The sequence below is a fragment of the Trichocoleus sp. DQ-A3 genome, from assembly GCF_039961975.1.
Taxonomy (GTDB): Bacteria; Cyanobacteriota; Cyanobacteriia; order Cyanobacteriales; family FACHB-T130; genus FACHB-T130.
The window spans coordinates 1-25,258 of the sequence record NZ_JAMPKC010000040.1; the positions used below are offsets into that span (position 1 = coordinate 1).

Consider the following 25,258-nt stretch of genomic DNA (forward strand, 5'->3'; position numbering starts at 1 on the left):
AACACCTGAATCTATGGATTGCAAATGACTCGCTACGACTAACCCTCTTCTCACGTCACAGCTCTCTCCATTTTTTTTATTGAAGTCCCAATTGGGACTTCATTGGGACTTCATTGGGACTTCAGGGGTTGCCCTAGACAAGCTACCCCCAAATCGTGGTAAATCATTGGGCATTGATGGGTAGCCTCGATGAAAATAGATCGACACGGGCAAGCGAAGATTCTTTCCCAAACTGAAATTCAATTGCTATTCAGCGAAGGATTTCAGACAGAACGCGATCGCGCTCTGTTTGCTGTCGCCCTATTTAGTGCTTGCAGAATTAATGAAGCTTGCACCCTTTTAACCCAAGACATTTACGACACTAAGCACCGGGTGCGTCCCTACCTGTTAATTAGAAAAGCCAACACCAAAGGGCAATTGGACACCCGTACCATTCCGATCATTGAAGACCTGCGCTCCATCCTCGCAACCTATCAACCAGTTGCCGGGGATGTGTATTTATTTCCTGGTCGGTTCAATGTTGGACACATCAACCCCGACTCCGCCGCCCGGATATTGAGAAAAGCGAGTCAGCGGGTCGGAATTGAAGGAGCCTCAACGCACTCTTTCCGACGCACGGCTCTAACTCAGATGAGCAATGCAGGCATTCCATTGCGTGTAATCGCCGCTTATTCAGGACATAGGGACTTATCCCAACTGTCAGCGTACCTGGAAGTCAGGGACGAACAAATCTTGGGAGCCGCCGCCACCCTATCAATGCTCTCCCCAATCGTGGGCCAGGTCGGGAAAGTCTTTTATCCCGACTTGCAGGAAAGTTCTCTCTCTACTCCAATCGACCGTTCTGGGTTGATAGAGCAGGACTTTTGAATCGCTGCGAAGAATGCGATCGCTCCAAATTGCTGTACTTGAACTTTTGGTAGGGCTGAGTGCAATTAGCTGCCACTCCTAAAATATGAAGTGAATGCAGTGATATTACTGTGATTAATTTTCGATGTTACTTGATACCCTGGTTTTTTAGTCAGAGTTTTTTTGGAGTTCAATTAGAGTCAAAACCTAAAAAAAATACTACCTTTACAGAAACAAAGAGGATAGTTTTACATCCTTAAGAACTCGCACTTTTACTGTTTGTACCTATTCCAATAATTAGAGCAAGAATCTCAGTTGAGATGTGAGAAGTATGTAATCATTTTCATGTAGCGAAAAGTGAGCGTATCCAGTAGTTACAACAGCAAAGTGAAGCACAATAAGAGATACGGTCAGAGCTGGAAGGTTCAAACGACAGCAAGCCAGCTACTATAGCAAAACATAAATAAATTTTTACGCAGGTAAAGCTTTAGCTCGTTGCTCAAAACTTTTGAAGTCTACTACTTCTGACCTCCTAGCAGCTTCCCAAATGTCATTAACTATATCAGTTAATGGTGGTATTACCAGTAGAAGATACTGACCTACTTCTTTATTGTCTTTGTCAGCAACTTTCACAGTTGTCGGCATATTTTCACTAAAATCAGACCAGTCGGGCTTTATCCAAAAAACTTCATCACAAACTACAACTAACTGTTTATTGCTTAGACTATTGTCATAACCGCTCTCGTCTAAAAATTTAATTATTTTTCTGACTGTTTGCAAAGAGACATCTTTTCTAAGATTTTTAATCGCTCGAATTTCTAGTAGCTGCTCCCAACTAAACACTACAGTTGGTCTTCCATTATTCCCAAATCTGTAGGGAATAACTAAACTTACTTTTTCTAAATAAGCTAGTCGGCTAGAAGTGCAGCCTGCCAGATGTAATGTCTCTTGTCTTGTAAAACCTGACATCTGGTTCATACTTGTTTGCTTCCCTCTATCTCTTACTGAAATGCAGGTCTTAACTTCTAGAGCTTCACGGTTGCCTCCTAGCGTGTTTAACCCAAAAAAAGTATAACTCAATCTCCTGGCGTCTCAATTAACAGGAGGTTGTTCTACAAATTTGAGTTTTTGTACAACAAAGTGCTAATATCTAGGGTAATCTATAAATTAAGAGCCTATAATTAAGGTTTTTACTACTTCTGCTATTCAGTATTATTATTTGCCTTTATAGACAATAAGAGCGATTTGCTTGTAGAGGCACTGAAATCTACAACGCTGTAAACCTGCTTAGGGACAATTTTTGTAGTAGACATAACTGTGGTATGACTGGCTTACCGGGAATTGATAATGCAGTTGAAATTGCAAAGCGGGTGTGGCGAATGGAGCCACGCCGCAACGTGCGTATCCCGGTAGTTGAGGAAAATCGAGAACCTGTCACTGTCCATGCAATATGGACAGATTATGGACTTCGCCCTAGTGCAACTAATCTGGCATTTATGGTTCAAGCTGTTCCACAGCAGGATATGGAGCAGTGGAAGCAATGGCTACGTGATTGGCCTATTCGTGCGGGGCTATTGGTCTCGGATGATATGTATCTGCTTCAATATTACGAACCTTTTGGGACGTTAGAGACACTGGAGATAGAACCTGCATCTCTGGCGGTAGAGCTTACTGCACCCAGAAGCCGTCTGTTTACACCCAAGGGCTTGGCGGAGTTTCGTACTGGTCAGCTTTCATTAGCAGATTTAGAAGAATCAATTTCCGAAAATAGCTTCTCCTTCATACTTCGACAACGAGCCGAGCTTGACAAAGCATTTCAAGAAGCAATTCAGGGGGCGCTGGAAGAGATTGGTGTTCCGAATCAACGAAAACATCCTCAAAGCATTATCTCCTCTCGCACAGAGATAGCGGGTCATGCAATTCGTGTAGCAATCGCATATTTAGCAGCACGAATTTTAGAGGATAAGGGCTTTTTTGGTTCCGAAATCCCAACCAACGACCCTAGAATATTGCTTAACCGCACAGTGCCTCGTGCCAATGGTTTTTTTAAGAAAGCTCTGAGGGAATCTCTACCCCATTTAAGCGAGCAAGTATTAGGGAAATTAGCCGTTAACTTGGGAAGCCGAATCAGCTTCGCGCTGGTCGATCATAAAGACGTTGGTCTGCTATATGAGCGAGCTATCAAAGAATTACCTCGCGAGATTAAAGGTAGAGTTTGGACTGATTTACAGCGACATTACACACCTGTTGCACTCGCAGAACGTATGCTTGAGTTGCTTCCTTTGGAACGGCTAAGACCAGAGGAGCGCGTAATCTTCGATCCAGCCGCAGGTTCAGGCAGTTTACTTTTAGCTGCTACATCTCGTCTTGCAGGAATGTCTGATATTCCTGAAAATATCAACGAGCGAAAATCCTATCTGGAACGACACGTAGCAGGTAATGATTTAGATCAATATGCAGACTTGATAACACAATTGCGCTATACCTTAGCAAGAGAATCTTTGGGGGAGGATGTTGCTTTTCCCTTTCCTTCTCATTTTTCTCAAAACGATTACAAGGACTTAAATAAAGAGAATATTGGCATCAAACCACGTGTCATTGTTGCCAATCCTCCTTTTGCCGAAGACGGAAATGTTCAACGCGCTACCAAGTTTATAGAAAAGGCCTTGAGCTGGCTAGAAGAAGATGCTCAATTTGCTTTTGTCTTACCTCAATCTTTTTTGACAGGGACAACTCATGGGATATCAAAAGCACGTGAGCTTTTAAATAACAACTGCCGCATCTTAGAAGTATGGCAATATCCAGAGAAGACAGTGGGGATTGATGCACAGCAAGCCGTATGTGTTGTACTAGGAAGTATTTCCTCCCGCCAATTAACACTACCAATCGTTACACGGGCAGTTTTTTCGAGGGCAAAACCTGTTATTTCTAATGCTCGTAATACAGGTTTCTTAGGGAATACATGGATTTCAAAATTAGATTCTAAACCTGAGGACTGGACATCTGTTACAGCACCACCTCCTACAATCTCTGTTCCCACAATCCCACTAGGAGAAATTTTCTATGTCTTTAATGGTGTAAATCCGGGTAAGACTTCAGAAACCTTCAGCGAATGCCCATCTGGAACTAATTGTAAGCTGTACTGGCAGATGCAGTGGCGTGATACAGACAGACTTTGGGCAGACCCAACTGGAGTGCCAAAGGAAAAACGTTGGATAAAGTATGATTCAACATCTCTTGAAGGACCGCGATTAAAAAATGAACAATTATTTGATATTCAAAAGATATTAGTTGGGCGTAAAGTAAATCGTGGGTCTGTGTATCCTTTAGCAGCCCAACTCGATACTACTGGCTTATGTCCAGACAATAATATTTTTTGTATTCTTCCTTTTTCAGAGGTAAAAAAACGTAACAAGGGATACAAGCATGACAAAAGTCCTAAGATATGGGATGCGCTAACTCATGAACACCAACGCTTGTGGTTGTTAGGTATTCTGTCATCAAAGTTAGGGAATGCTCTATCTTTAATTGGCCGAAAAAGCCATGAAATAACAGTAGATGCAATTCTTAAACTACCGTTACCCTTAACAGTTGACGTTCGGATAATTCTTATTACCCGAGAAATTATTCAGCGGGATCAAAGGCACAGTCCTATTCCTGAACTAAATGACTTACGTGAGCAACTAGATAAGATAGTAGAAGAGTCTTATGGAAACCCTCACTGGATGAAGCTCAAGCGTACGGAAGTACCCCCAGAATTAGAAGAGTGGAAATTAGAACGTACAAAGGCTACATTTACTGTGTTTGGTCAAGTCTTAGAAATCTCTAAAGATAATACTCAGATTTATTTGTATCTGAGTGGCTTGCTAGATGACAATCGAGAGGAATGGCTTCCGATTCTGCCAGAAATGCCTGGATGGGCGCTTGACGGCACAGTTTTTGAAGCTGAGTTAAGCGAAGATGTAGAGACATTTGAGGAGCTGGCTAAACGTCCTTGGGCTATCAGACGCTTTCGCCATACGCCTCGTCCTTATCTAACCGATGATGAACTTAGAGAAGAACTTGGGTTAGAGGAGGTATTATGACATGCGAGTTAGCTTTTCTACCAGTTGGAAATGCTGATAGCATCGTCATCCGTCCTGCTGGTGGTTCAGCGGTTGTGATTGACTTGCATAAGATACCTACTCTTCTTAAATGGTTTCAGAATAAAAAAGAAACTAACATCAGCAGGATCTATATCACCCACGAACACCGAGACCATTTTCCGTCGCTGGAAGATTTGGTAACGTTCCTTGAGAATTGGCTAAAACGTGGAACAGTAGGAACACTTTGTCTTCCTTATGAAGTATATAAGGAGGCAAAGAAAAAAGTAGCTTCCAGTAGGGGAGCAAACAAACGGCTCGAAGATGCCCTACTGCGTCTTAGACAATGGGAAAAGAAGAGTATTATCAATTTTCTAGAATCTACCCGCGGCTCAAATCCATATTCTCAAGGATCTCTAGAAATACAGGTTTTACATCCAGCTCTGTTATATGCTCAGGATCATCTTGCAACCATTACGGGCAGAGATAACGAGATATCTGTTGTGCTGCGTGTTACTTATGGTGATTTTTCAGCACTGCTACTTGCGGATATCGAAGGAGCTGGCTTGAGGGAGTGTGTCGAGACTTGCAAGCCTCATGAACTCAACGCCAACTTCGTAAAAGTTCCTCATCATGGAGCATGGCCTAAGAATGGAGACGATCTCAAACAATTGCTCGAAGCTATTGATGCAGAAATAGCAGTTTTATCAGTCGGTAGTACCAATAAATATGGACATGTGGTTCCAGAGCTATTTTCCTTGTTGCTAAGTCTAAAAAATGATACTTCTAAGCGATTTAAAAATTTTGTCTGTACCGAAGTTACTCGAACATGCACTCACTCAGCAAGCGAACGTGCTGGGATGGGTAAGTCAGGGCTAAACAATCAAGAGCTATGTGCAGGAGAAATCACTATCGTTGCCGAAACTTCCGGTCAATGGAATTGGAAACCCCAGACAGATCATAAAGATGTAGTTTCGCAATTCAAATATGCTGCATGTGATAATCGGGCTGACCTTGGCAATCTGACCCAGTAGGTAACAGTTTTCAACCACTTTATAAAAGTCTTATACTAATCAGTTTTGATAGCAGTCATAGCCAAATATACGTGAACCGTAATCTTTCCTTCAGCAAGCTTCAATATATTTATACAAAATAGTTACCATAGGTCAAAATTATTATCACAAACGACCGTTTATAAGACAAATTTCTGGAGTTGATACAACGCGCCTCAAGCTGGGGCGTACCATGTCCCACACTCCGTCTTTTAATCTATGTCTCTTCAGAGGATTAATAAATCAATCACAAGACAAATTTATAAAAATTTGGATATACAAATTGAAAACTGAATGCAGTATGTAGGTTCGATGTATCCGACTACCCTATCTTTCAACGGGGTAGTTTTTTATTACACCCCTCAAGTCCCAATTGGGACTCAGCCAGAGAGCGATCGCCCTTTACCCCTATCTTTCACAATTGGGTCTTTTCGCTACATATATCTTCAATCGCACCGATCACCTCTGACCACTCTGGCTCGGTTTCTGGTGGCTTATCCTGTAAAAGTCCCACCAATCGCGTCAGTTTCAAAGCTTGGGATGGGTCTTCGCCTACTTCCAAAAGTTGGCGTTCTAAAGTTGGGTTGTAGTTTTTGGCTATGAGGGCGGCATATTCAGTGTCGGTCATGCCAAGGTCGTAGATGGGTGGGTCTGTCATTGCTGGGAGTTTTTATGTAAAACATCCTTTGACTGTAGCCAAATTCCTCGATGCTCAGAACGGGCTATTTCTTCAGCTTGAATGATTCCTTCTCGATTTAAACAACCCGATGAATAGGGGCTGTAGTGGTACGCCAATCCAGCCATCACCATTTCTCCATTGAGAAACTTCTCCTCGTCAGGGTTGCGAGTATTCGCACTAACAAATACTTCACCAATCATTCGATTCGAGCGATCGCGTCCGATGGGGATGACAATCACTGCGCCTTTGGCTTGGTCAATTAACCGCTTGAGGTAGTTCCGGGATTCGGCGGCTAGAGATTCGGGGACATCAATCCCGCATAAACGTAGTTCCTCCTTCTTCCAGCCAGCACTGACAATCATGCTTTCACCCGTCAAAACCTGCTGAACTTTCCAATTCTCGGATTGGGGTGAGGATGGGTTGCGGTTGGCTGTAACTTTAACAGGATAACGAGGTAGGGCTGCATCAGCGCTGTCATAATCGGGTCGGGCTTGCAGCGTTTGTTGCCATTGCTGGTAGATAATCGACCCGATCATGGCAGCGATCGCCATAACAGGGAGGGCATGAATCAGGTGTTGAGCTTTCAGCGATCGCATAGCCTTACAATACCGAACGTACTCCTACAATCAAGCCACCCCAGAACGAATCGCGAATGCTGTTCTATCTAATGGTGGCTGCAATGGTTGAGTTATTTGGGTCGATGCGGGCGAGCTTCACAAGCAACATTCGGTCTGCCCTCGGTCGCCGCTCCAGGACGACCATCAAGCCCAGAAGGGTCATTCGGGAAAGCCCCAAAAAATGCTTGAGCGTCTTCCTGGTATTGAAAATCTGGGCAGTTGTAGCAGTTCTTGATCGCACACTCTCGTGGATAAGGTGCAATCACGAATCCTTTGGCATTGTATTTGGTTGTACTCGGATGTCTGGCGCTTGCTTTTGCAATTAGATTTTTGGGCGTTGTAGAGGCATTCGCCGACAAACCAAGGACTGACACAACGACTCCTGATTGCATCAATCCCACTACAGCACCCGTTACCAGCAGCCGTCCTATATTTTCTTTCATCCAGGCAACCCAAGCTTACTTGTCCATTCTCTTTAGCGACGACTAAATTCAATCTCAGCAAGATTACTTAAAGCTCTACTTTAAGCATCCAGAACTTCAGCAATTGCACCCTCGACAAGAAACTCAACCCTAAACCGGCTAATTTCTACAGCGGTAGAGCATCACTTTTAAAGCGGTTGCGGCTTCTGATGTTAATTTAGGGTGCAAAATTCCGACCATTCAGCGGCAATATTGCACCCTAAAATTTAGGGTGCAATAATCAAGGATTGTGGCTCGATATTTGCACCCTAAATGCCATGCCGAGAAAAAAACCCTCTGACTTCTCTCCCCAACAAGTCGCTCCTCATGCCGCGAAATGGAACCGGGATGAACTTGAAGAGATGAAAGCGATTATCGACGGGTTACTACAGGCAATGGAACCGACACCAGAGCCGATGGAGTCGGCTGCGCCCCCAAATCCGGGTCGGGGATTTAAGGGAGGTATTGGTTACGTGGAAGAAAAGATAATTAATGGCTGTGGTCCCTATCAATATCTACGCTATTGGAGGGCAGGGAAGCGAAAGTCTGTTTATGTAGGCAAGGTGGAGAGTCAATGCAATTAATTAGAAAAGGCTTAATGTAAAAATCGGAATTTTTTAGGGCGTTATCTCGATGGGCATTGAAGTTTGATACAAACATTTCAGCCTTTCGCCTTGACAAGTTTTTGAGGCATCTGACATTTATGATGAATCTGGCTCGGTTGAAAACTTTAGCGGCTACGCTGGTTTTACTCTTATTGCTTCAGGGATGCCCGAGCAAGGAACCATCTTCAACAACGCCCATACCAACGCCGCCAGCCCCGACTGCCACTCCCAAATCATCCCCTCCCTCAACCAGCATTCACCTCAGATTAGGCAATCCGAGTAACGCGATCAGCAGCGTTGCGAATCCTGATAACTACCTGATGGTGAAGCCTCAATATGCGTTGTCTTATAACAAAAGTAAGGGAACTGCAAACTGGGCTAGCTGGCAGCTGAACCAATCGTGGTTAGGGAACACCGACCGCCAAGACAACTTTCGCCCTGACCCAACACTCCCCACGGGTTGGGAGAAGGTGACGCCAACGATGTATTCAGGATCTGGATATGACCGGGGGCACATCGTTCCATCCGCTGACCGCACTCGGAGTGTAGAGGATAACGCCGCCACATTTGTCATGACCAATATGATGCCCCAGACACCCGATAACAATCGAAACACCTGGGGCGACCTAGAAGAATATAGCCGAGAGCTAGTAAGACGAGGCAAGGAACTTTATATCATCGCGGGACCATTCGGCACTCAAAAGCAACCGCTTAAAGGTAAGGTCGTGATTCCCTCATCAACATGGAAGATTATTGTAGTGCTGGATCGTCCTGGAGCTGGCATCAGCGACATTACTGCTAACACTCGCCTGATTGGAGTGAATATCCCTAATCAAGATGCAATCGATAATGATTGGAGAAGATATAGAGTCAGTGTTGATGTCATCGAAAAATTGACGGGTTACAACTTCCTTTCCAACGTTAAGCCTTCTATTCAAAAGGTGATTGAGTCTAAGGTAGATAGTGAAACGAAAAGCGTGAATCCTGAACCGACAACTCAAAGACAACTCAATCCAGAATCGCCCACTCCCACAATCACAGCACAAGCAGGTCAGTGTAGTCCGGCTTATCCTGATGTCTGTATTCCACCCCCACCCCCAGACTTAAACTGTGGCGATGTTGAATTCAAAAACTTTAAAGTATTGCCACCAGACCCACACAACTTTGATAGAGGAGACAATGACGGCTTTGGGTGTGAGCGCTAAACCGTTTTAAGTTTCTATCACCTTAGTGGACAACCCCGCTAAAGCACCCGCGGGAGTTTGACCCACAATATAAACATCAATCTCTCTTTCACCCAGGCGATACACTTCTGGGTTACTCAGAATTTGTTTAAGGGTTTCCACAAGAGCTTGGTACTTCTGAAGTGTTGCTTTTTCTTCTTCTCCGTACCAATCCTGCTCAGTCGTTGCCACCCTAAAAAAATTATCAACAGTTACGACTTCGATAGGCGTATCTTGGGGACGACCTGTCTGTTGCAGAATCTTTTGTGTTGTCAGCAGTTGTAATTCTGGGGATTCCCACAAGAAAACCTCAAAGGGATAGTCAGACTCACTCATATATAGCAAGCCATCGGATGCTGATTTTAGTTGATCAACGATTTCTGAATTGTTCATTGAATTGTCAAGTGCGATCGCTCACACACTATCATCCACCCATCTACAGTGGGGACAATCCCAATGCACCGGGGGCATTTCAGATTTGGGGAAAGGCATCTTGCACTGCGGACACCTACCTGTAAACATCGGGTGACAGTCCAGCAACTCTAACTGTTCTTTCAGTGTCCATCGCTGTTTAGGTTGCTTCATTAGTTCGCCGTTGTAATAGGTTGCTCCTTCTGGTTGCCAGAGTTCTTCTGGTTCGGCGTTCGGGTTTTCTCGAAAATCTAAACAGCGATCGCTTTCTACCCCACTCGGATGAATGGCACAAACGAGATCAGGATCGTGTGAGTAAAGGAGACAGCGATCGCACTCTGGAATCTTTGACATGGCATTACAGTAGTTTATTCAAGTTTCCCCTAAAACCCCTGGAACTGAAGGCGATCGCATCATTCATCAATACGCTTTTTAGTGAAGCGGGGATTTATCATTTGTTTGATACGTTCAAGAAACTCGATTGGAACCAAATCAGCTTCACCTATTCGACTCGGCTCAGCTCACTTCCTGCAAGCATAGACAAAATGTGCTGCTCATGGATACTGTTACTTTAGCAAGGTGGAAATCGCAGATAGCTGCTCACCAACAACGCACCAGAGAGAGCCAGCCAGGGAAGCAGGTTACGTTATTTAACTTAACACCGCAGCATTGTGACCCAGAACAGATTGACCCACTGACATTAAGGCTTGATACCCTGTCGTTTTTTGAGCGACCTGGGCAGGATTTGGGCGAACCGTGTATTTATTTTGTCGTAGATACGGCAGCAAAGTTAATTTTGTACGTTGGCGAAACCCTTCACAGTAACCAACGTTGGCGCGGCACCCATGATGCAAAACGGTACATCAGTCAGTACATCAGCTTGCATCGCCAGTACCAACTAGATGTTGCTGTTTGTATCAGTTTCTGGTGGGATGCGCCATCAGCAACACGGTCGCGTCAGGCTTTGGAGAAACAACTCATTTTGAAGTGGCGATCTCCTTTTAACAAGGAAAATTGGGGACGCTGGGGGCAACCGTTTGGATAGGTGCGATCGCTTCGTGCAACTACTGAATCTGTTTCATCTTCGGCAGTTCGTCTTGAAGAATATCAAGTTCTATCTCGCTGAGTATTTTGGGAGCCATTTGATTCAAGTCTTCTAATACTGGCTCAACATCTGTAAATTTGAAATACTCAGTCAACGTGCTAATGGGGTAGTTTAACTCCTGATATTTGTATTTGAAATACCGCTCTACATTCCCTCGGTGCAACCAAGTACCTAATACATTGACAAGCACATCTTTATAATGGAATTTTAGATCGCGCTGTACTTCAATTACTCTCTCCTTAATTGAACGACGAGTTACGCCAATTTTATGTAGCAGTTTCCCATCTGCCTTTATCTCCAAAAAGTACAAACTAAATTGAAGTATCCGTTGAATTTGGGCGCGGTATATTCTTAAATCAGCGAGTCGTTCTGGTATCGATGAAGAGTTTGTCAGTTTGGCTCGGGTAGCTGCTTGTTCTAATAAATCCAACTTCTCTAAAATTAGAGGTTCCTGAACCTGATTGAACAATTCTAACGGCAAGGCACAGACTGGGATTTTACCTAAGTTGGTAAACTCATGCCCTTGAGATTGATAGTCATTATTCCATCGCAGTAGTTTAGAAAGTACGAATTTAAAAGGGACAGTAGGAATAGAATAACCGTGCCTGCCATATTCTCTCCAAAGCACTTTCAGTTCCTCTAACTCTTTACCAGATAGCTGAATATTAAAAGCATCGTACAAAGGTAAACTAGGAACTTGTTTGGTAGCTACCGGACGGCAAGTTTCTTCTGTATGAGAAAAATGATGTTGTTTAACCTTTCCTTTTTTAGCGGTTAATCTACTGCCGCAATAAAGGCATATAAGGTCAGTCTTACCACTACTGACATCTTCAATACTAACCAAAACATTTTCATCAGTATCTACGCCGTACTTAAGCCACATTCAGTATCTTTTTTTACTGTAATTAATCAAAAAGAATGAGTAGCATCACGCTCTTATTCATCATTCATAGCTCAATTGGGAGGCAACCGATTGGCAGGTTCGAGCAGCGACTCATTTCCTGGCTGACAAAAATCTGATTGACTTGGATTTTCGCATTCTTCCGACTGCTCAAGGACTCTCGATGGCTAACGTCCTTTCCATTGGTTGCAACCCTAAAGAGATTGCCAGGATTACGTTTTCTCATGGTCGCACCCCTCCTGGTTCAACTGGGGTGATGTCCAAAATTTTGGTGATAGCTGTCGCAAAAACAGGGGGGGTGTCCCCGAAATCGGTGATACCCCTCACAAAAATAGGGGGGGTGTCCCCGAAATCGGTGATACCCCCCACCGATTTCGGTGATACCTCCCACCGATTTCGGTGAGTATACATATATTTCTACTGAGATTACTCCGAAGATTATTTTTAATCCGGACGCGCGCGTGCGCGGAAAAAAAAAACCCCGAAGGCGAACAAGACAAGAGTGAGTTAACTGTGGTTCCAGATCCATTTGAGGATCAACAGGAAAAAGAAATCACACAAGACCAAGAAAATGCAGCTCTCGTTACACCTCTCATGAGTGGCAGAGATTCTTCAAACGTTGTCGCCACGAATAAACCAAATCATGAAGACAAATCTTCCGAGCGCGGCGGTCGAAATTTCGACTGTCAGACAACGACGGCAGAGGTAGTCGAGATTTCGACTGAGACAAGGGAAGTAGAAATGGAGCAGGTGTCGAGGGGAAGCACGATAACGGTAGAGGGGAAAGTAAAGAAGAAATGGCAAGAAATCATATCCTCAAGACGGAACGTATCCCTGAAGGCTTAGAGAAGCCCGAAGGATATTCGGAGGATTGGCAGAATGGTGAGGGACGGGAAGAGTGGAAGAACGAGGAAAGTCATTCCCGTTGTTCTTGAAGCTGATAATCAGCGATTGCCAAAATCACAGGCAGGACAACACTCTGAAAGCGGCGACAATTCAGGAGCTGAACGAGCTGAATCAGCAAGCGGATCTCCATCTAGATCAAGCCTCGGAAAAATCAAGACTTGCAATTACCGAATTAACATCGTCCTATTTTCAGCTAGAAGACTCAGCAGAAGCGATGAGATTCCTTTTATAGGGTAGAAGTCATCAGCAGAATCCAGAGGCGGCTTAAGGAGATTTTAGAGGAAAGAAGCCCTGAATCGATACTCAACTTAGGCGTTGACATGAGAAGTGAGAGCGTTGGAAGAGAGTTGAGGGATGAAGATAGAGCCAACGACAAAAGAACAGCTTGCAAATATAAGGCACTTGGGAGAGATGATGGCACGTATCAAAAAACACAACTTGACAATTTGAAGAGACATCCTCCTTAAACTTCAATCGAGAGGTTTAGTTTTATCGATTAAGAATGCTGAACTGCTGCCTTAAATACAGTCACTCCAAGTTGCTGGACGTTAATTTTTGATAGGACTGAACGAAAATAGCTTCAACCTCTAGGATGTAAATGAATGCAATGATTCAACGGCGACAAATGTTTAATGTTGCCCAATACCCTGGCTCTTGTTATCCGGGTATTTTTTTTGTAGGTCGCGCTGTTTCCGAAAACTCTCATTGCCAGAGAGAAGGATATTCCGGTTTAGTGGGTGTTCCAGCTACCCTTCTTTCTCTCATTCTTCACACATTATTAGATAGAAAGCGTTAATTGCTCTTTTAGGATATAAAAAACTTGGGATAACTCTTGGTACAGTTCATCAAACTCACTAGGTTTAAACTCTGAAAACAGATATTGGATCTTCATTCACCAGTATTTAGTACAGGCGGGTGGAAGGAGAAATTTAAACTACCTTTACTTTCAATAACCTGGCGAATCTCTTCATACATGGAATACTTCCCAATCCCACTTAAACTAACCCAACCTCGCGCTCTGGTCATTGCGACAAATAGTTGGTTTCGTAAAATTAGGTTACTTTCATTTTTTGCTACATTTTCTAATCCCACTACATAAACGATATTTGCTTCATTCCCCTTCGCACGGTGAATACCCGATACAGTAACACCCCCCTCATTCCAAAACTTGTTTAAATTTGCTCTTTGGCTGTCGGGAAAAGAATTGTTGCCAGTAGCAGTTGGAATATAGAAATTGATCCCATTCGACACAAGAGATTCGGCTATCTGTTTTTGAAGCTGGAAAGAACCTAGAGCAATCACTAAAATATCTCGACTAGGATTCAACCTTTCCTGGAATAGATTTTCTTTGATTCTGTCAACTAACTTTTGAATTTCCTCTGTACGTGAATTGTAAATATTAAACTCAATCAAGTCCTCATTCCATTTCTGCTGAACTGGATTCGGTGAGTTTTCTTGAGGTCTATGTAGAGTAATGGTTGAACCCAATTTTTTAAAATTTCCCTCTACTTCATACCCAATCCTCCGCCAATCTTCTTTGTTCGTAAATCCGGTTAGCATTCCATTCGGTCGTAATAATCCCATCCCAATTGCATGAGCAGCCACAAGGATACAACCCGGAGAACGATAACAACGACGAATAATATAAGCTTTTCTGATGCCACCTTTATAGATCCCTCCGCCTACCCCACCAATCATTCCAGCTAGTTCAGCTCCCAAAATTTCGCTACTTGTTGGAATCACTAAACTATTTAGACTTTGAGCTTCATCATAAGCCCAGATTAAACGTCGTATTTCTGGTGTTGCAGCGTCAACAGGTCGTAATGCTTGATATGCCATCCAATAAAATGGCTGTTTGTCTTCAAACTTTAAAGTATTATCAACAATTAAATCTTGCCCTTCGTCAATCAAAATAGCATCGTAAATCTGGGGGATATTTGATTGATTAAGTAATTCTGTACAGCCAAGAGCTAGGGCTTCATTCGGTAAGCGATTTGGAAAATCATTAACATTCTGAGTTTTAATATTAGACGCCTTGCAGATAGAACTATACAGACCTGGTTGCTCCTTAGCTCCCCAAGCGTGTAATACTCGCAATTTAGAAGTTTTCGGGTCATAATACATTTCACCACCACTAAAGTGGCGCAGCCATTTATCCACTAATTCAATAATTAATCCGTAAAGACTGCGGGTAAAAAATACTAAGGCAATATCCATTTCTGGATTCCGCCAGTGCATTCGAGCAGCTTTTTGGCATAACAAGATACTCTTGCCCGACCCTGCCATACCACGAATTCTTTGCGGCCCTGGGGGAACTTGCATCCCGATTTCGAGTTGTTGCCAATCAATATCGCTAATCCAATTTCGCAATTCGGCAATAACTTTAGCTCGTGGTGAGGGTGGGACAACAGGAGGAGGCAGAATAGGTGGTGGAGGTGAAACGCCAAGCACTTCTCTTAAAAGTAGTTTCCATTCTTTATCTCCTAGAGGAATGTCTCCCTGTTGAATAATCGTTGCCGTATCTCGAATATAAGCAAATAAATTTATTTTTCCTAAATCATCTCTGAAAAGAATAGGAGGACAGGCATGGTGCTGTTCATTAAACCCTTTATTTCTCCATTCAGATTTAGTTATCGCTGGTAGAGCAACGATTACTCTCCCTGGTACTTTTTTATAAAGTTCTGCTTTTTCATTGCAATGGTCGAGTAACGCATAAAGCTGTTTCTCTGCTTGGCGGTAGGGATAAAGGTAATCACTATGGAACCGTTGGTTCATCTTCCATCGGTTTGCCTCAATTGCTTCAATATCGTTAATTCCGCAAGACTTCACTTCAATAATAATTAATCCGAGTTCGCGACTGACAATTAAGATATCCGGCTCTTTTCTAAATTGTTGGTCTTTTTTAAATGTGCTATAGCTCCAAAGGACAACCCCCTCTCCTTGTATAAAAGTTTGACGAAGCCGATCCCAAACTCGCTGTTCCCCAGCTTCACCTTTTAAATCCAACGGTTCTGTCTCAATAAATCTCCACTCTGATGATTGACTTTGAGTACCTATAACCATGTGACTCCTAGCTTTTTCTATCGCTTTAACTTAGAGTTCCCGAAAAAAAAAGCATATCCAACACACTCACTTGCGTGTTTTATAAACAACCGTCTAGGAAACGGATTGATATGTCTTTTCCAATCACTCGGAATGCCCTGCGCTCGTGTCTCGGAAGTCCTCTTACTACTGGCTGTTCATCATTCCCACATCCCCTCAAATTGTCCTGGTGCTAGCTGGGTATATCTAACGGTGTGCTGTATCTGACGATGCCCCCAGTAATCTTGAATCTTCCGAGTGTCGTATCCCCTCGCCGCCAAGTAAAAACCTGTGCTGTGACGAATCATGTGTGGGTGAACTGAATAAACCAACCCCGCCTCCTCTGCTGCTCTGGAAACGATATCTCTCACTGTTCGCGTTGTCAGTGGTGCCTGACGTTCGGAGTTAAACAACCAAGCTGTATCTGGATATTCTCGTTGCAGTTGTCTGAGCGATCGCACTTCGTCGCCATATAAAGGTTGATTTGAGGGCGCACCTTTCTTAAGCCGCCGCCCATAAAGATGTTTGGTAGTAAAATTTACGTCCTTCCATTGCAAGTTGACTGCCTCTCCAACTCTCAACCCATGACGATACATTAGGAGGAGAAGCGTAAAATCCCGATGTGGATATCGCCCCGATTTTCTGGCACCCTCTATCAGCCGCCCCATCTCATCTGGCGTCAAATAATCTCGTTCATTATCCGGCTTTGCTTCTTTTATCGGGGGCTTGGGTTGGGTTCTCATTCTAACTCCACCTAAAACAGTGTTTGGTTAGGTTAATACAATAACCCTGGAAGTCTAATAAACTCGTTAGTCGCTAGGGATAACTCCACCTAAAAGAGTCCAATTAGGCGGAGTTTGGCTTAGCCCATTCTGTCATACTTAATTCAGTAACAGTAAGGATTTACTTTAAGTAAGTGAGTTAAGTAAGTGAGTTAAGTAACTAAATTAAGGAAATAAAGTTATGTCTGTCATTGCGTTCTGCGCCCAAAAGGGGGGCGTCGGGAAAACCACAGGTAGCGTCCATTTCGCTGTTTGGCTACAGCGCAAAAAGAAAAAGGTCGCCTTTCTGGATGCCGATCCACAGGGCAGCGGTTCAATGTGGCTTTCCTCAATGCAGCTCCCCATTGGCATCATCAAACTCTCAGATGCCAATGACTTAATTGAGCAAATCCCAGAGTTATCTGAACAGACAGATTACGTGGTCGTTGATGGTGCGCCCAATTCCGGGGAAGCCACCAGAGCCGTTTTATGTTTGTCCGATGTCTCAGTCACACCCGTTCAACCGAGTGGATTGGATTTATCTAGTACCGGGGACATCGTTCGCTTGATTAAATCAGCACAGAAAATCTCTGGGGGTCTGCCCAAGCCAGCGATTTTTCTCAATCGTGCTTTCAAAGGAACTCGACTCAAGAAAGAAGCGTTAGAAGTCCTTAACCAGTTTCCTGATGTCGCCCTACTCAAAACAGCGATTCATCAGAAACAAGCAATTTCCGACTGCTTTACTCAAGAAGGAACGATTTGGGATATCTCAGCAGCGAAAGAATCAGCTAAGGAATTTGAATCGCTATTCAATGAAATTCTGAAGTTACTCAAATGACTCCCAAGAAGCCCCGCAAAACCTTGAACGACGCTGCCGACAAATTTATCTTTGGCAGCGAACCTGAACCACCAACTGAAAAACCATCGGCTACCGTTCCATCCACTTATGGATCTGGAGGTCTGCTGGAAAAATTACAAAAAGAGGAATCAACCAAGGAACGACCCATCAGAGTCAGCCTCGACCTTTCACCAAAAATGCATCGTCAACTCACGAATCTTGCCAATCGCACGGGCAGGAAGAAATCTGAAGTGCTGCGGATTTTACTCGCTCAGGCTTTAGCAGAACTTGAGGAAGAAGATTGAGATTGTGCTTGGGCAGCCAGAGGAGATTCCAATGTTGTCCCAATTGGGACGTCAGGACAGCGATTACTTCAGACAAAAGAGTAGACATCGACGTTAACTACCGCCTGCGAGGAAAGATTGGTCAGGTCAAGGCAATTGGCAGCAATTAGATCGGCGTGGAGTATGAGGGAGGGTTGCACGAGTTCTTTGCTACTAAACTGGCCCTGGTTTCTGGAGTAGAACCGCCGCAGCCGAAGACACTCAACGCAGTATTCAAGGCGATCGCTTCTTGGAGTTCCTACTAAAGCCTACGAAGAGGCGAAAGCAAGTTTTACCCGTTACAAGTATTGAGTCTAGCGGGCGAGCGCTCCTGTGTTTAATAAACAATTAACCAGCATAAATCTGAGAACTCGGCTATGCTTAAACCAAATTTATTCAACTTGTAAAACTTTTTTTAATGGTCACACTCCCAAATCATTCTCCGGTTGAAGAAGCTGCGTTAACAATCGCACATCAGATAGAAGACATCCGGATACGCCGGCATCTTAGAAGTGTTGAGCATCAACTTAGAACTATCTCAAGCAAAATCAAACTAAAAACCATTAATCCACTGCGGCTACGTTACCTCGACCTTCTTCATGAATACTGGGTGCGTGGACAATTTCCTCGAAACTACTCGCTACCGCACCAAACAACCCCCTGTTTTATTGACCGTGATGGGCAAGTGTGCGCGGTAGCGTATCTGCTGATTGCTACGGGATACTCGGACTTAGCGTATCAAATTGCCGAGCGAGCTAATAAGGCTTATATAACTGAGATGAGGTTTCCTGCGCTTGATAAGTGGGTAGCAAAATCTGGTCTTACCCTGAGTGAATTAGCTCTGATTCAGCCAGCGTACCACTACTGCAACATCCCAAGCTCCCAAATCAACTCACCGCCAGCAACAGTTAGACGAGCAGAAAATTATGCAAATCTTAAGATTTCACCAAATAGCCGGGTACGTTTTCAACCCTCAGTTCTGAGTCCAGCAATAGCAGACCAACTGCGAAATCGTGGGGGGTTTGCATCTCATCATGGATATAGTAAGGGGAATTGCGTTCAGGCTGTTACTCCACGAGCAGCAATTTATCAGACTTCAGAATCTACACCAGATAGACGCAACGATGATCTGAAGAAAAAAAACTTTGGTCTAACCGCATCAGAATCTCCAACTTTCTTCTTTTTTGTTAGTGTATCTGGTAAAAGCCCTAACGATGAAAATTTGTCTAGACCACAAGCAGTAAAGTTTGTGCTGACAGATATGGATACCGACGAAGAAATTTATAAAACTATTGTTGTTCCTGACGCTCCAGGAATAATCAGCATTACTCTCCCTAAAAATGAACCCAAATATCTTTTAAAAGTTAACAAGCTTTACTCTTGGTCGTTTGTTGTAATTTTTGATTTAGAAGGTTTTGCTCGTTCTCCAGACCTCCCATTTTATTCCCTAGATATAGGAGGCGTAATTCAACGGATTGAATTGAACTCCTCTCTAATAAAAGAACTAGAGTCGGCAGCACCGCTAGAGCGAGCTATCCTCTATGCCAAAGCTGGGATTTGGCATGATGCTCTAGCAACCCTAGCGCAGATGCGCCTTTCTAATCCTAATGACTCAATTGCGAAGACAGAGTGGGAGGAACTCTTGAGGTCAGTAGGATTGAATGAGATTGCCGAGAAACCTCTACTGACATGCTGCCAGCCTGATAATTGACATTCTTTATATTTAAAACCCCAGTCCTACCACTGGACATTCTGGCTTAGGAAACAAGCGCTCGCTCCAACGCCTTAGCTCAAGTTCTGTTTCGCTCATAAACTGGGGTCATGCCCCGGAATATCGGTTTGCCCGTGCGACACCTTAAAACTAAGGATGGCATTAACAAGCGCATCTTGAGAAAACTGCAAATACAGTTCATTTATGGCCAACGCCAAACCAGGTCTTTCGAGTCCACCTCTTGCTCTCTCCCATTAATTTTGATTTTAGTTGTGCATTTAGCTTGTGACTCATCATCCTGCCCAGAGATAGTAGGAGCAGGAGAAGGAATGTTACTCGTTGCTGGAGTAGGAGAAGGAATGCTACTCGTTGCTGGAGCAGGAGAGATGCCATTAGGTGTTGGGAACCGAGAAATTTCTGCCTCCCGTACGGGTGCAGCGTGAAAGAACTCAGGCGGACGCTCTACACTACAAACTTCCCAATGAAGCGAACTAAGCTCGACAGGCTGCCCTTGATAATAGGTTCGACCACAACCAGTTACAACTAGCAGCACGCTCAAAAGTAATCTTTTCATGGCTCCCTCTCATCTAGCTATTAGCCCGAATAGGGTTAGTTTCTCTTCATTATCTCCAGTCCTAAGATGAAAGTCCAATGTAGTCGCTCAGATGCTTGAAGTGAAGCGAGTACAGTAAACAACTTTGAATCTTGCGGTAGCATTAAGTGCTAACATCAACGTCATTTATTGTCTGACAAATACAAATCAGATTTTTTAAGCTGAACCGATAGCCAATTAAATATCTTATATAAGCGTCAAGTAATATAGCTGCTTTAATCTCCAAACTTTAAAAATCAGATTCTTCTTGAACTAAATTCAGATGACCAACTGAGTTCTTGATTTTTGAAATACATTGTCTCTGAATTAAGCCGATGGAGTCGCTCGACTCCCGACATTCTCAGCACCCTTGAGGAATTACGAACTCGGAAAGTTTCACTTCTAGCTCAATCTAGATTGGAATTTGATTTAACCAGTCCCCAAGGGAAATTGATTGCAACCCTATTGGCAGGATTAGCAGAGTTTGAGCGCGACCTAATTCGGGAACGGGTTAGCTCAGGCATGGTGGCGGCTAAATCGAGAGGTACAAGATTTGGAAGACAACCGGGGTACATTCCGGCTCTAGTTCGAGAAAAAGAATCACAGGTTTTGGAGCTAATACAGCAAGGACTGTCCTACCGGAAAGTTGCCGAGTCACTGGGGCTTTCAAAAAACACCGTGATGAGAATTGTGCGAGATTCACAACAAGCGCTGCCGAATCGAAAATGAACTCCGCGTATCCTTCAATTTAATGCAATCGCCTGTTCTCATCGTTGCATTGAAGGATGAAAACCAATACTCACTGTTTTTCCATCTAAACTCTGATGCGATCACCCAATCTAGTCATGTTGAGTTTCATTTTACCTACTGATTTAGAAGCAAGGACTTGACAGTAGTCAACCCAATCTATAGCAAGGGGCGATCGCAACATCGATAACGTTGGATAGAAGAATGATTGAGAACGACCCCTAGATAGGCAACTTTTGTGATCGTAACTATCCTGCGGAGCAATCAAGCTCATCAAAACTATCAATTTGATGTCCAAGCGTTATTTCATCCTCTTCCCAACGTTCACCAGAAGGTGCCCCATCTGCAATTACTAAATCAAAAATTAGAGGACGCACTAGCCAACTCGGATCACCTGTTATTGTTGTCAATCTTACTCGTTCTACTGCAATATTGCTTTGAAGCTGCGATCCACATCTGCCGTTAGAATTTTCATCGAGCAATTCATAATTAGCAAAACTATCCCATATGCGTTCCTCATTAGGAGGAGTAACTTGCAATTCAACCTTGTGATCTACTTCCATAGGAAGGTTACATTGTGATTTAGACCAGTTGGGTCTAAAAATTCTTTCGTCAGACAGTTCTCTTTCATGTCCTTTTTCAAGTACATCTCTGCGAATAGTAGATCTGATCCCTCGATCCCATAATCTAGCCTGACCTGTTGGTCGAGGTGGACGACCTTTTATATGAATCAATCTTTGCTCAGCGACAAGTCCTTGATAAAGATCAAGATATTTTGCCTTAAAGGAAGGTAGACGTAGTGTGACCAGTGGTGCTGGAACTGGTACTGGAACTGGTACTGGAACTGGTACTGGAACTGGCGCTGGATCTGGTGCTGGATCTGGCGCTGGAACTGGTACTGGAACTGGTGCTGGAACTGGTGCTGGAACTGGCGCTGGTCGGGTCAAAGCGTATACTATAATCCCCACAACAATCGCAACAACTATTGCGACGATTGCAAGGACAACAAGTGATATTCCAGCTGTCTCTGGTGCAGCAACAACCGCAATTGGTGCTCCAGCCGCCGCTGTCTCTTCTGCTGCCACTGCTGCTGCTGTCAATGCCGCTGCTGTCGCTGGGTCAAGGAAACGTTGAATACTGCCTTGAAGAGATCCTGAATCCGATGACCTAACATTTGAAGAAATAGAAGATGTTAAAGGAGCAGAAATTGATGAGTGCAAATTTGTTAGAAGTGACTCAATTGAGGATACTCCAACTACCTTCTCTCCAGTTGCCGAAACTGCACTATTTATTTCTGCACTGATTCCAGGTATGTTTATCAGTCCTTGTGATTTTTCGCGCAGTGTTGCCAGATGATTATTTAAAGTAGCTACTTGATTGCCTGATATAGGTATTAACTCTAGCCCAGAGAGTTTCTGCCTTGCCTCATTAATCTGTGCAATCAAACTAGCTCTCTTATTTTCTAAAAAAGCAATACTGTATTCCTCAGCCGTTTCTGCTGCCCAATCATAGGCATCACTTCCGGCTTGCGTAACAGTATCTACAGCCGCACTCCCTTGTTCTGCTGCCCAATCATAGGCATCACTTCCGGCTTGCGTAACAGTATCTACAGCCGCACTCCCTTGTTCTGCTGCCCAATCATAAGCATCACTTCCGGCTTGCGTGACGGTATCAACGGCAGCACTCCCTTGTTCTGCTGCCCAATCATAAGCATCACTTCCGGCTTGCGTGACGGTATCAACGGCAGCACTCCCTTGTTCTGCTGCCCAATCATAGGCATCGCTTCCAGCTTGCGTAACTGAGTCTACAGCCGCACTCCCTTGTTCTGCTGCCCAATCTAAGATGCCTCCACCTGAGCTACTTTCCGATTCTGCCTCCTCTTCGTCATCCCCAAAGAGTGACCACCTTTGTATGCCAGAATCAGAAACTGCTGATACATTAAGCGATCGCTGTACTGTCTCTTCCTCTTGTTCACAGGCTGAACATTTTCGCTGCACACCTGCCTGGTCAAGAGTGAGCTTAGACTGCACCCCACCCGTCTGTTGCACAACATGAGTCAACTCATGCGCCGTCAAATCATTATTCCCCGGCGACTTCCCGGCTCCGAAATAAACATCACTCCCATGAGTAAACGCCTGTGCCCCTAGCTTCCGGTTCATCTGTACCGCTTCACCACCCATATGCACTCGCACTCCACTAAAATCAGCACCAAATCTGGGTTCCATGAAAGAGCGCACTTCATTGGGTAAAGGACTTCCACCACCCTGACTTCTACTCAGCTGAGTTTCAATCTCGCTAGTCGCTTCATGGCTCGCATCTGATTGAACTCTTCTTTGCAATAAGGATTTTCTTTGAATTGGCTGCTGTGGTTCCTGACGTTGAGCAGCACGGAGTATAGAGGCAGTTAAAGGCGACTTTGATTCTTCACTGGGTTGACGTTGAACAGATGATTGGCTATCTGGGGTAGGCATTGCCATCACCTGTGCGGCTACTTGGTCAGCTTCCTGCTCATATTTATCCCCTGGCGGCCCAATTACAAGTTTGGGTTGAATAACTTGGGGTAGATCGCCATAGACTTTCACCTGAGCGAAGTGATGACCAAAACGAGTAGCTCTATCTAGTTGCGTTTGTAAGTCAGGTTGCTCACCGAATTGCTCGGTTGCGACTGGTTCTACTTCAGATAAAAATGAGCGTTGCTGAAATTGTGGCTGAGCCTGGGTGGTGGTAGTAGTCGGTGTTGATGAGGTTTTTACTTGGGCTTCGACTTTTTCGCTCATGAACTCCACCTAACGTGATTTTTCGGATTGTTATTGGGTTCTCTTTGCCGTTTGCTGCGTTAGCTTTACACCCTAGTGCTGCTATTTTATTAGGGGTTTTCTGAAACCTCCGTGTATTTACATAACTCTTAAACTCGGTCAAAGTCACCACAACAATCGTCTCTATTAAAGCTAAAACTACTGGATTATCACCCGATGTTTACTGGCAGATGTCCCTGCTGTGAGATGCCCTTTGAGATGAACAACCCGCTCTCAATACATCGGGATTACTCCCGGCGCGGATGGGTGGATGATAGCGTGTGAGCGATCGCACTTTTTAATCACACCAACGCTCAGTAATTTAGATACCTGCCCAACCAAAAATTAATTTGAAAAGAGCGATAGCAACAAAGACTTATTACGTCCCAATTGGAACTGGGGCAGCTATCTCTTTCAATTTTCAGATGCAATTGCAAACGATTGATACACGCTACAGCGGTTCATCTCATTTAATCACTAGCCGATTGTCTAGACATTTAACTAAAACAGCTTCTTGACTGAGTAGTTTGTCCCATAAGAAGACTTCTTTAGATGGGACAATAAAAGAAGCGTTTTAAGAGCGCTGGGATAAGGATTTCAGCCACTAAATTTTTTGAGCCTTAAATGGGACAATCCAAACTACGAAAATCAGTCATTTACTGCCGAGTGAGTACAGGCGAACAAGATTGCGATCGCCAGGAAAAAGATTTACTCGCTTATGCGGCACGGGCAGGCTTTGAAGTAGTGGAGATTTTTAGAGAGTCTGCGTCAGGCTCAAGAGACGACCGACCTGAGCGAAAGAAAGTTTTGGCATTAGCGCAGGCACGAAAAATTGACGCAATTCTCGTAACCGAGTTAACCAGATGGGGGCGTAGCACCATCGACCTGATCACTACACTGCAAGAATTACAAAGTCGGAAAGTGTCGCTTATCGCTCAGACTGGCTTGGAATTTGACTTGTCCACGCCACAAGGGAAGTTAATTGCAACCTTGATGTCAGGTCTGGCAGAATTTGAACGCGACCTAATCAAAGAGCGAGTAAGGTCGGGCATGGCAGCGGCTAAATCGAGAGGTCAAAAGTTCGGTAGACAACCGGGGTACATTCCGGCTCTCGTTCGAGAAAAAGAATCACAGGTTTTGGAGCTAATACAGCAAGGACTGTCCTACCGGAAAGTTGCCGAGTCACTGGAGCTTTCAAAAAACACCGTGATGAGAATTGTGCAGGATTCACGAGAAGCGCTGCCGAATCAAAAATAAACTCCAATAACACGATTACACCAATGGGCTTTCCCCAAGACCCGTCCCAATTGGGACGGAATGAGAATAATTGTCTCAAAGTCAAAGTTTAGATCCAGATGGTTTTTGCTGGGAATACGACTAGGAAAAGAAGAAATTTTATCCCGTTTAGATAGCAAGCGGAAAAGCCGTATCGGAGCGGTCGGTCGCGACGTTGGTAAATGCTGGATAAGACTGATACAGGGGATATTATTTAGCAAAAGTGACGGATATCACCCCAGCTTTT

23 protein-coding genes and 1 pseudogene are annotated in these 25,258 nt (G+C 44.1%); 12 read left to right on the plus strand and 12 right to left on the minus strand.

Annotated features, from left to right (window positions below; genetic code table 11):
• The first annotated feature begins 189 nt into the window (after positions 1-189).
• A complete protein-coding gene (locus NDI44_RS26880; RefSeq protein WP_190416309.1) occupies positions 190-867 on the plus strand; it encodes a site-specific integrase in 678 nt (225 codons plus the stop codon).
• Positions 868-1,317: 450 nt separating this feature from the next.
• On the opposite strand, the gene NDI44_RS26885 is transcribed toward NDI44_RS26880, so the two are convergent.
• Positions 1,318-1,926, minus strand: coding sequence for a MerR family transcriptional regulator (locus NDI44_RS26885; protein ID WP_348235334.1), 609 nt, complete (start codon positions 1,924-1,926; stop codon positions 1,318-1,320).
• A gap of 242 nt (positions 1,927-2,168) precedes the next feature.
• On the opposite strand from NDI44_RS26885, the gene NDI44_RS26890 reads away from it, so the two are divergent.
• Positions 2,169-4,931, plus strand: coding sequence for an N-6 DNA methylase (locus NDI44_RS26890; protein ID WP_190416311.1), 2,763 nt, complete (start codon positions 2,169-2,171; stop codon positions 4,929-4,931).
• Entirely contained in the window at positions 4,928-5,962 is a 1,035-nt protein-coding gene (locus tag NDI44_RS26895; protein ID WP_190416312.1) for a hypothetical protein, read from the plus strand. The genes NDI44_RS26890 and NDI44_RS26895 overlap by 4 nt, the downstream gene beginning before the upstream one ends.
• A 433-nt stretch (positions 5,963-6,395) precedes the next feature.
• Here the strand turns inward: NDI44_RS26895 and NDI44_RS26900 are convergent, their stop codons facing one another.
• The 3 genes from NDI44_RS26900 to NDI44_RS26910 all read right to left on the minus strand — a co-directional run bounded on the left by NDI44_RS26900 (position 6,396) and on the right by NDI44_RS26910 (position 7,719).
• Complete coding sequence (locus NDI44_RS26900) at positions 6,396-6,638, minus strand: hypothetical protein (protein WP_190416313.1); 243 nt, start codon at positions 6,636-6,638, stop codon at positions 6,396-6,398.
• Entirely contained in the window at positions 6,635-7,255 is a 621-nt protein-coding gene (locus tag NDI44_RS26905; protein WP_190416314.1) for a thermonuclease family protein, read from the minus strand. Before NDI44_RS26905 ends, NDI44_RS26900 begins: the two co-directional genes overlap by 4 nt.
• 92 nt (positions 7,256-7,347) lie before the next feature.
• Complete coding sequence (locus tag NDI44_RS26910) at positions 7,348-7,719, minus strand: hypothetical protein (protein ID WP_190416315.1); 372 nt, start codon at positions 7,717-7,719, stop codon at positions 7,348-7,350.
• 296 nt (positions 7,720-8,015) lie between these two features.
• On the opposite strand from NDI44_RS26910, the gene NDI44_RS26915 reads away from it, so the two are divergent.
• Together NDI44_RS26915 and NDI44_RS26920 are read left to right on the plus strand one after the other, a co-directional pair.
• Positions 8,016-8,321, plus strand: coding sequence for a hypothetical protein (locus NDI44_RS26915; protein ID WP_190416316.1), 306 nt, complete (start codon positions 8,016-8,018; stop codon positions 8,319-8,321).
• 122 nt (positions 8,322-8,443) lie between these two features.
• A pseudogene (locus NDI44_RS26920) lies at positions 8,444-9,307 on the plus strand (DNA/RNA non-specific endonuclease); the annotation flags it as partial.
• Between the two features lie 246 nt (positions 9,308-9,553).
• Here NDI44_RS26920 and NDI44_RS26925 read toward each other — a convergent pair.
• Together NDI44_RS26925 and NDI44_RS26930 are read right to left on the minus strand one after the other, a co-directional pair.
• The gene (locus tag NDI44_RS26925) at positions 9,554-9,958 is read right to left on the minus strand and encodes a nuclease A inhibitor family protein (RefSeq protein WP_190416317.1); all 405 of its coding nucleotides are present in this window, start codon (positions 9,956-9,958) and stop codon (positions 9,554-9,556) included.
• 21 nt (positions 9,959-9,979) lie between these two features.
• A complete protein-coding gene (locus NDI44_RS26930; protein ID WP_190416318.1) occupies positions 9,980-10,330 on the minus strand; it encodes a hypothetical protein in 351 nt (116 codons plus the stop codon).
• Positions 10,331-10,532: 202 nt separating this feature from the next.
• Here NDI44_RS26930 and NDI44_RS26935 point away from each other — a divergent pair, with 202 nt between their 5' ends.
• A complete protein-coding gene (locus NDI44_RS26935) occupies positions 10,533-11,021 on the plus strand; it encodes a GIY-YIG nuclease family protein (protein ID WP_242037228.1) in 489 nt (162 codons plus the stop codon).
• A gap of 19 nt (positions 11,022-11,040) precedes the next feature.
• Here the strand turns inward: NDI44_RS26935 and NDI44_RS26940 are convergent, their stop codons facing one another.
• Together NDI44_RS26940 and NDI44_RS26945 are read right to left on the minus strand one after the other, a co-directional pair.
• A complete protein-coding gene (locus NDI44_RS26940) occupies positions 11,041-11,964 on the minus strand; it encodes a GIY-YIG nuclease family protein (RefSeq protein ID WP_190416320.1) in 924 nt (307 codons plus the stop codon).
• Between the two features lie 64 nt (positions 11,965-12,028).
• The gene (locus NDI44_RS26945; protein ID WP_190416321.1) at positions 12,029-12,208 is read right to left on the minus strand and encodes a hypothetical protein; all 180 of its coding nucleotides are present in this window, start codon (positions 12,206-12,208) and stop codon (positions 12,029-12,031) included.
• A gap of 287 nt (positions 12,209-12,495) precedes the next feature.
• Here NDI44_RS26945 and NDI44_RS26950 point away from each other — a divergent pair, with 287 nt between their 5' ends.
• Positions 12,496-12,828 (plus strand): hypothetical protein, encoded by a 333-nt coding sequence (locus tag NDI44_RS26950; RefSeq protein WP_190416322.1) that lies wholly within the window; start codon positions 12,496-12,498, stop codon positions 12,826-12,828.
• 948 nt (positions 12,829-13,776) lie between these two features.
• On the opposite strand, the gene NDI44_RS26955 is transcribed toward NDI44_RS26950, so the two are convergent.
• The gene (locus NDI44_RS26955; RefSeq protein WP_242037229.1) at positions 13,777-15,894 is read right to left on the minus strand and encodes a nuclease-related domain-containing DEAD/DEAH box helicase; all 2,118 of its coding nucleotides are present in this window, start codon (positions 15,892-15,894) and stop codon (positions 13,777-13,779) included.
• 236 nt (positions 15,895-16,130) lie between these two features.
• On the minus strand, positions 16,131-16,712 hold the full coding sequence (locus NDI44_RS26960; RefSeq protein ID WP_190416324.1) for a tyrosine-type recombinase/integrase: 582 nt from the start codon (positions 16,710-16,712) through the stop codon (positions 16,131-16,133).
• Positions 16,713-16,932: 220 nt separating this feature from the next.
• On the opposite strand from NDI44_RS26960, the gene NDI44_RS26965 reads away from it, so the two are divergent.
• The 3 genes from NDI44_RS26965 (at position 16,933) to NDI44_RS26975 (ending at position 19,602) form a co-directional block, all read left to right on the plus strand.
• Entirely contained in the window at positions 16,933-17,568 is a 636-nt protein-coding gene (locus tag NDI44_RS26965) for an AAA family ATPase (RefSeq protein ID WP_190416325.1), read from the plus strand.
• Positions 17,565-17,873, plus strand: coding sequence for a ribbon-helix-helix domain-containing protein (locus NDI44_RS26970; RefSeq protein WP_190416326.1), 309 nt, complete (start codon positions 17,565-17,567; stop codon positions 17,871-17,873). Before NDI44_RS26965 ends, NDI44_RS26970 begins: the two co-directional genes overlap by 4 nt.
• 436 nt (positions 17,874-18,309) lie before the next feature.
• Positions 18,310-19,602 (plus strand): DUF928 domain-containing protein, encoded by a 1,293-nt coding sequence (locus NDI44_RS26975; protein WP_190416327.1) that lies wholly within the window; start codon positions 18,310-18,312, stop codon positions 19,600-19,602.
• A gap of 202 nt (positions 19,603-19,804) precedes the next feature.
• On the opposite strand, the gene NDI44_RS26980 is transcribed toward NDI44_RS26975, so the two are convergent.
• Complete coding sequence (locus NDI44_RS26980; RefSeq protein ID WP_190416328.1) at positions 19,805-20,176, minus strand: hypothetical protein; 372 nt, start codon at positions 20,174-20,176, stop codon at positions 19,805-19,807.
• Positions 20,177-20,500: 324 nt separating this feature from the next.
• Between NDI44_RS26980 and NDI44_RS26985 the strand changes: the two genes are divergently transcribed.
• Positions 20,501-20,923 carry a recombinase family protein gene (locus NDI44_RS26985; RefSeq protein WP_190416329.1) on the plus strand — a complete coding sequence of 141 codons (423 nt, stop codon included), beginning with the start codon at positions 20,501-20,503 and terminating at the stop codon, positions 20,921-20,923.
• A 266-nt stretch (positions 20,924-21,189) separates the two neighbouring features.
• On the opposite strand, the gene NDI44_RS26990 is transcribed toward NDI44_RS26985, so the two are convergent.
• Positions 21,190-23,718: a DUF4157 domain-containing protein gene (locus NDI44_RS26990; RefSeq protein WP_199305083.1), complete on the minus strand. Its 2,529-nt coding sequence runs from the start codon at positions 23,716-23,718 to the stop codon at positions 21,190-21,192.
• Between the two features lie 642 nt (positions 23,719-24,360).
• On the opposite strand from NDI44_RS26990, the gene NDI44_RS26995 reads away from it, so the two are divergent.
• A complete protein-coding gene (locus NDI44_RS26995) occupies positions 24,361-24,993 on the plus strand; it encodes a recombinase family protein (RefSeq protein WP_190416331.1) in 633 nt (210 codons plus the stop codon).
• Positions 24,994-25,258 lie beyond the last annotated feature (265 nt).

What these genes read in the sequence shown, in the direction of transcription:
- NDI44_RS26880 (WP_190416309.1), top strand. Translation starts at nt 190, where the DNA reads ATGAAAATAGATCGACACGGGCAAGCGAAGATTCTTTCCCAAACTGAA.
- NDI44_RS26890 (WP_190416311.1), top strand. Translation starts at nt 2,169, where the DNA reads ATGACTGGCTTACCGGGAATTGATAATGCAGTTGAAATTGCAAAGCGG.
- NDI44_RS26895 (WP_190416312.1), top strand. Translation starts at nt 4,928, where the DNA reads ATGACATGCGAGTTAGCTTTTCTACCAGTTGGAAATGCTGATAGCATC.
- NDI44_RS26900 (WP_190416313.1), bottom strand. Translation starts at nt 6,638, where the DNA reads ATGACAGACCCACCCATCTACGACCTTGGCATGACCGACACTGAATAT.
- NDI44_RS26905 (WP_190416314.1), bottom strand. Translation starts at nt 7,255, where the DNA reads ATGCGATCGCTGAAAGCTCAACACCTGATTCATGCCCTCCCTGTTATG.
- NDI44_RS26910 (WP_190416315.1), bottom strand. Translation starts at nt 7,719, where the DNA reads ATGAAAGAAAATATAGGACGGCTGCTGGTAACGGGTGCTGTAGTGGGA.
- NDI44_RS26915 (WP_190416316.1), top strand. Translation starts at nt 8,016, where the DNA reads ATGCCGAGAAAAAAACCCTCTGACTTCTCTCCCCAACAAGTCGCTCCT.
- NDI44_RS26925 (WP_190416317.1), bottom strand. Translation starts at nt 9,958, where the DNA reads ATGAACAATTCAGAAATCGTTGATCAACTAAAATCAGCATCCGATGGC.
- NDI44_RS26930 (WP_190416318.1), bottom strand. Translation starts at nt 10,330, where the DNA reads ATGTCAAAGATTCCAGAGTGCGATCGCTGTCTCCTTTACTCACACGAT.
- NDI44_RS26935 (WP_242037228.1), top strand. Translation starts at nt 10,533, where the DNA reads ATGGATACTGTTACTTTAGCAAGGTGGAAATCGCAGATAGCTGCTCAC.
- NDI44_RS26940 (WP_190416320.1), bottom strand. Translation starts at nt 11,964, where the DNA reads ATGTGGCTTAAGTACGGCGTAGATACTGATGAAAATGTTTTGGTTAGT.
- NDI44_RS26945 (WP_190416321.1), bottom strand. Translation starts at nt 12,208, where the DNA reads ATGAGAAAACGTAATCCTGGCAATCTCTTTAGGGTTGCAACCAATGGA.
- NDI44_RS26960 (WP_190416324.1), bottom strand. Translation starts at nt 16,712, where the DNA reads ATGAGAACCCAACCCAAGCCCCCGATAAAAGAAGCAAAGCCGGATAAT.
- NDI44_RS26965 (WP_190416325.1), top strand. Translation starts at nt 16,933, where the DNA reads ATGTCTGTCATTGCGTTCTGCGCCCAAAAGGGGGGCGTCGGGAAAACC.
- NDI44_RS26970 (WP_190416326.1), top strand. Translation starts at nt 17,565, where the DNA reads ATGACTCCCAAGAAGCCCCGCAAAACCTTGAACGACGCTGCCGACAAA.
- NDI44_RS26975 (WP_190416327.1), top strand. Translation starts at nt 18,310, where the DNA reads ATGGTCACACTCCCAAATCATTCTCCGGTTGAAGAAGCTGCGTTAACA.
- NDI44_RS26980 (WP_190416328.1), bottom strand. Translation starts at nt 20,176, where the DNA reads ATGAAAAGATTACTTTTGAGCGTGCTGCTAGTTGTAACTGGTTGTGGT.
- NDI44_RS26990 (WP_199305083.1), bottom strand. Translation starts at nt 23,718, where the DNA reads ATGAGCGAAAAAGTCGAAGCCCAAGTAAAAACCTCATCAACACCGACT.
- NDI44_RS26995 (WP_190416331.1), top strand. Translation starts at nt 24,361, where the DNA reads ATGGGACAATCCAAACTACGAAAATCAGTCATTTACTGCCGAGTGAGT.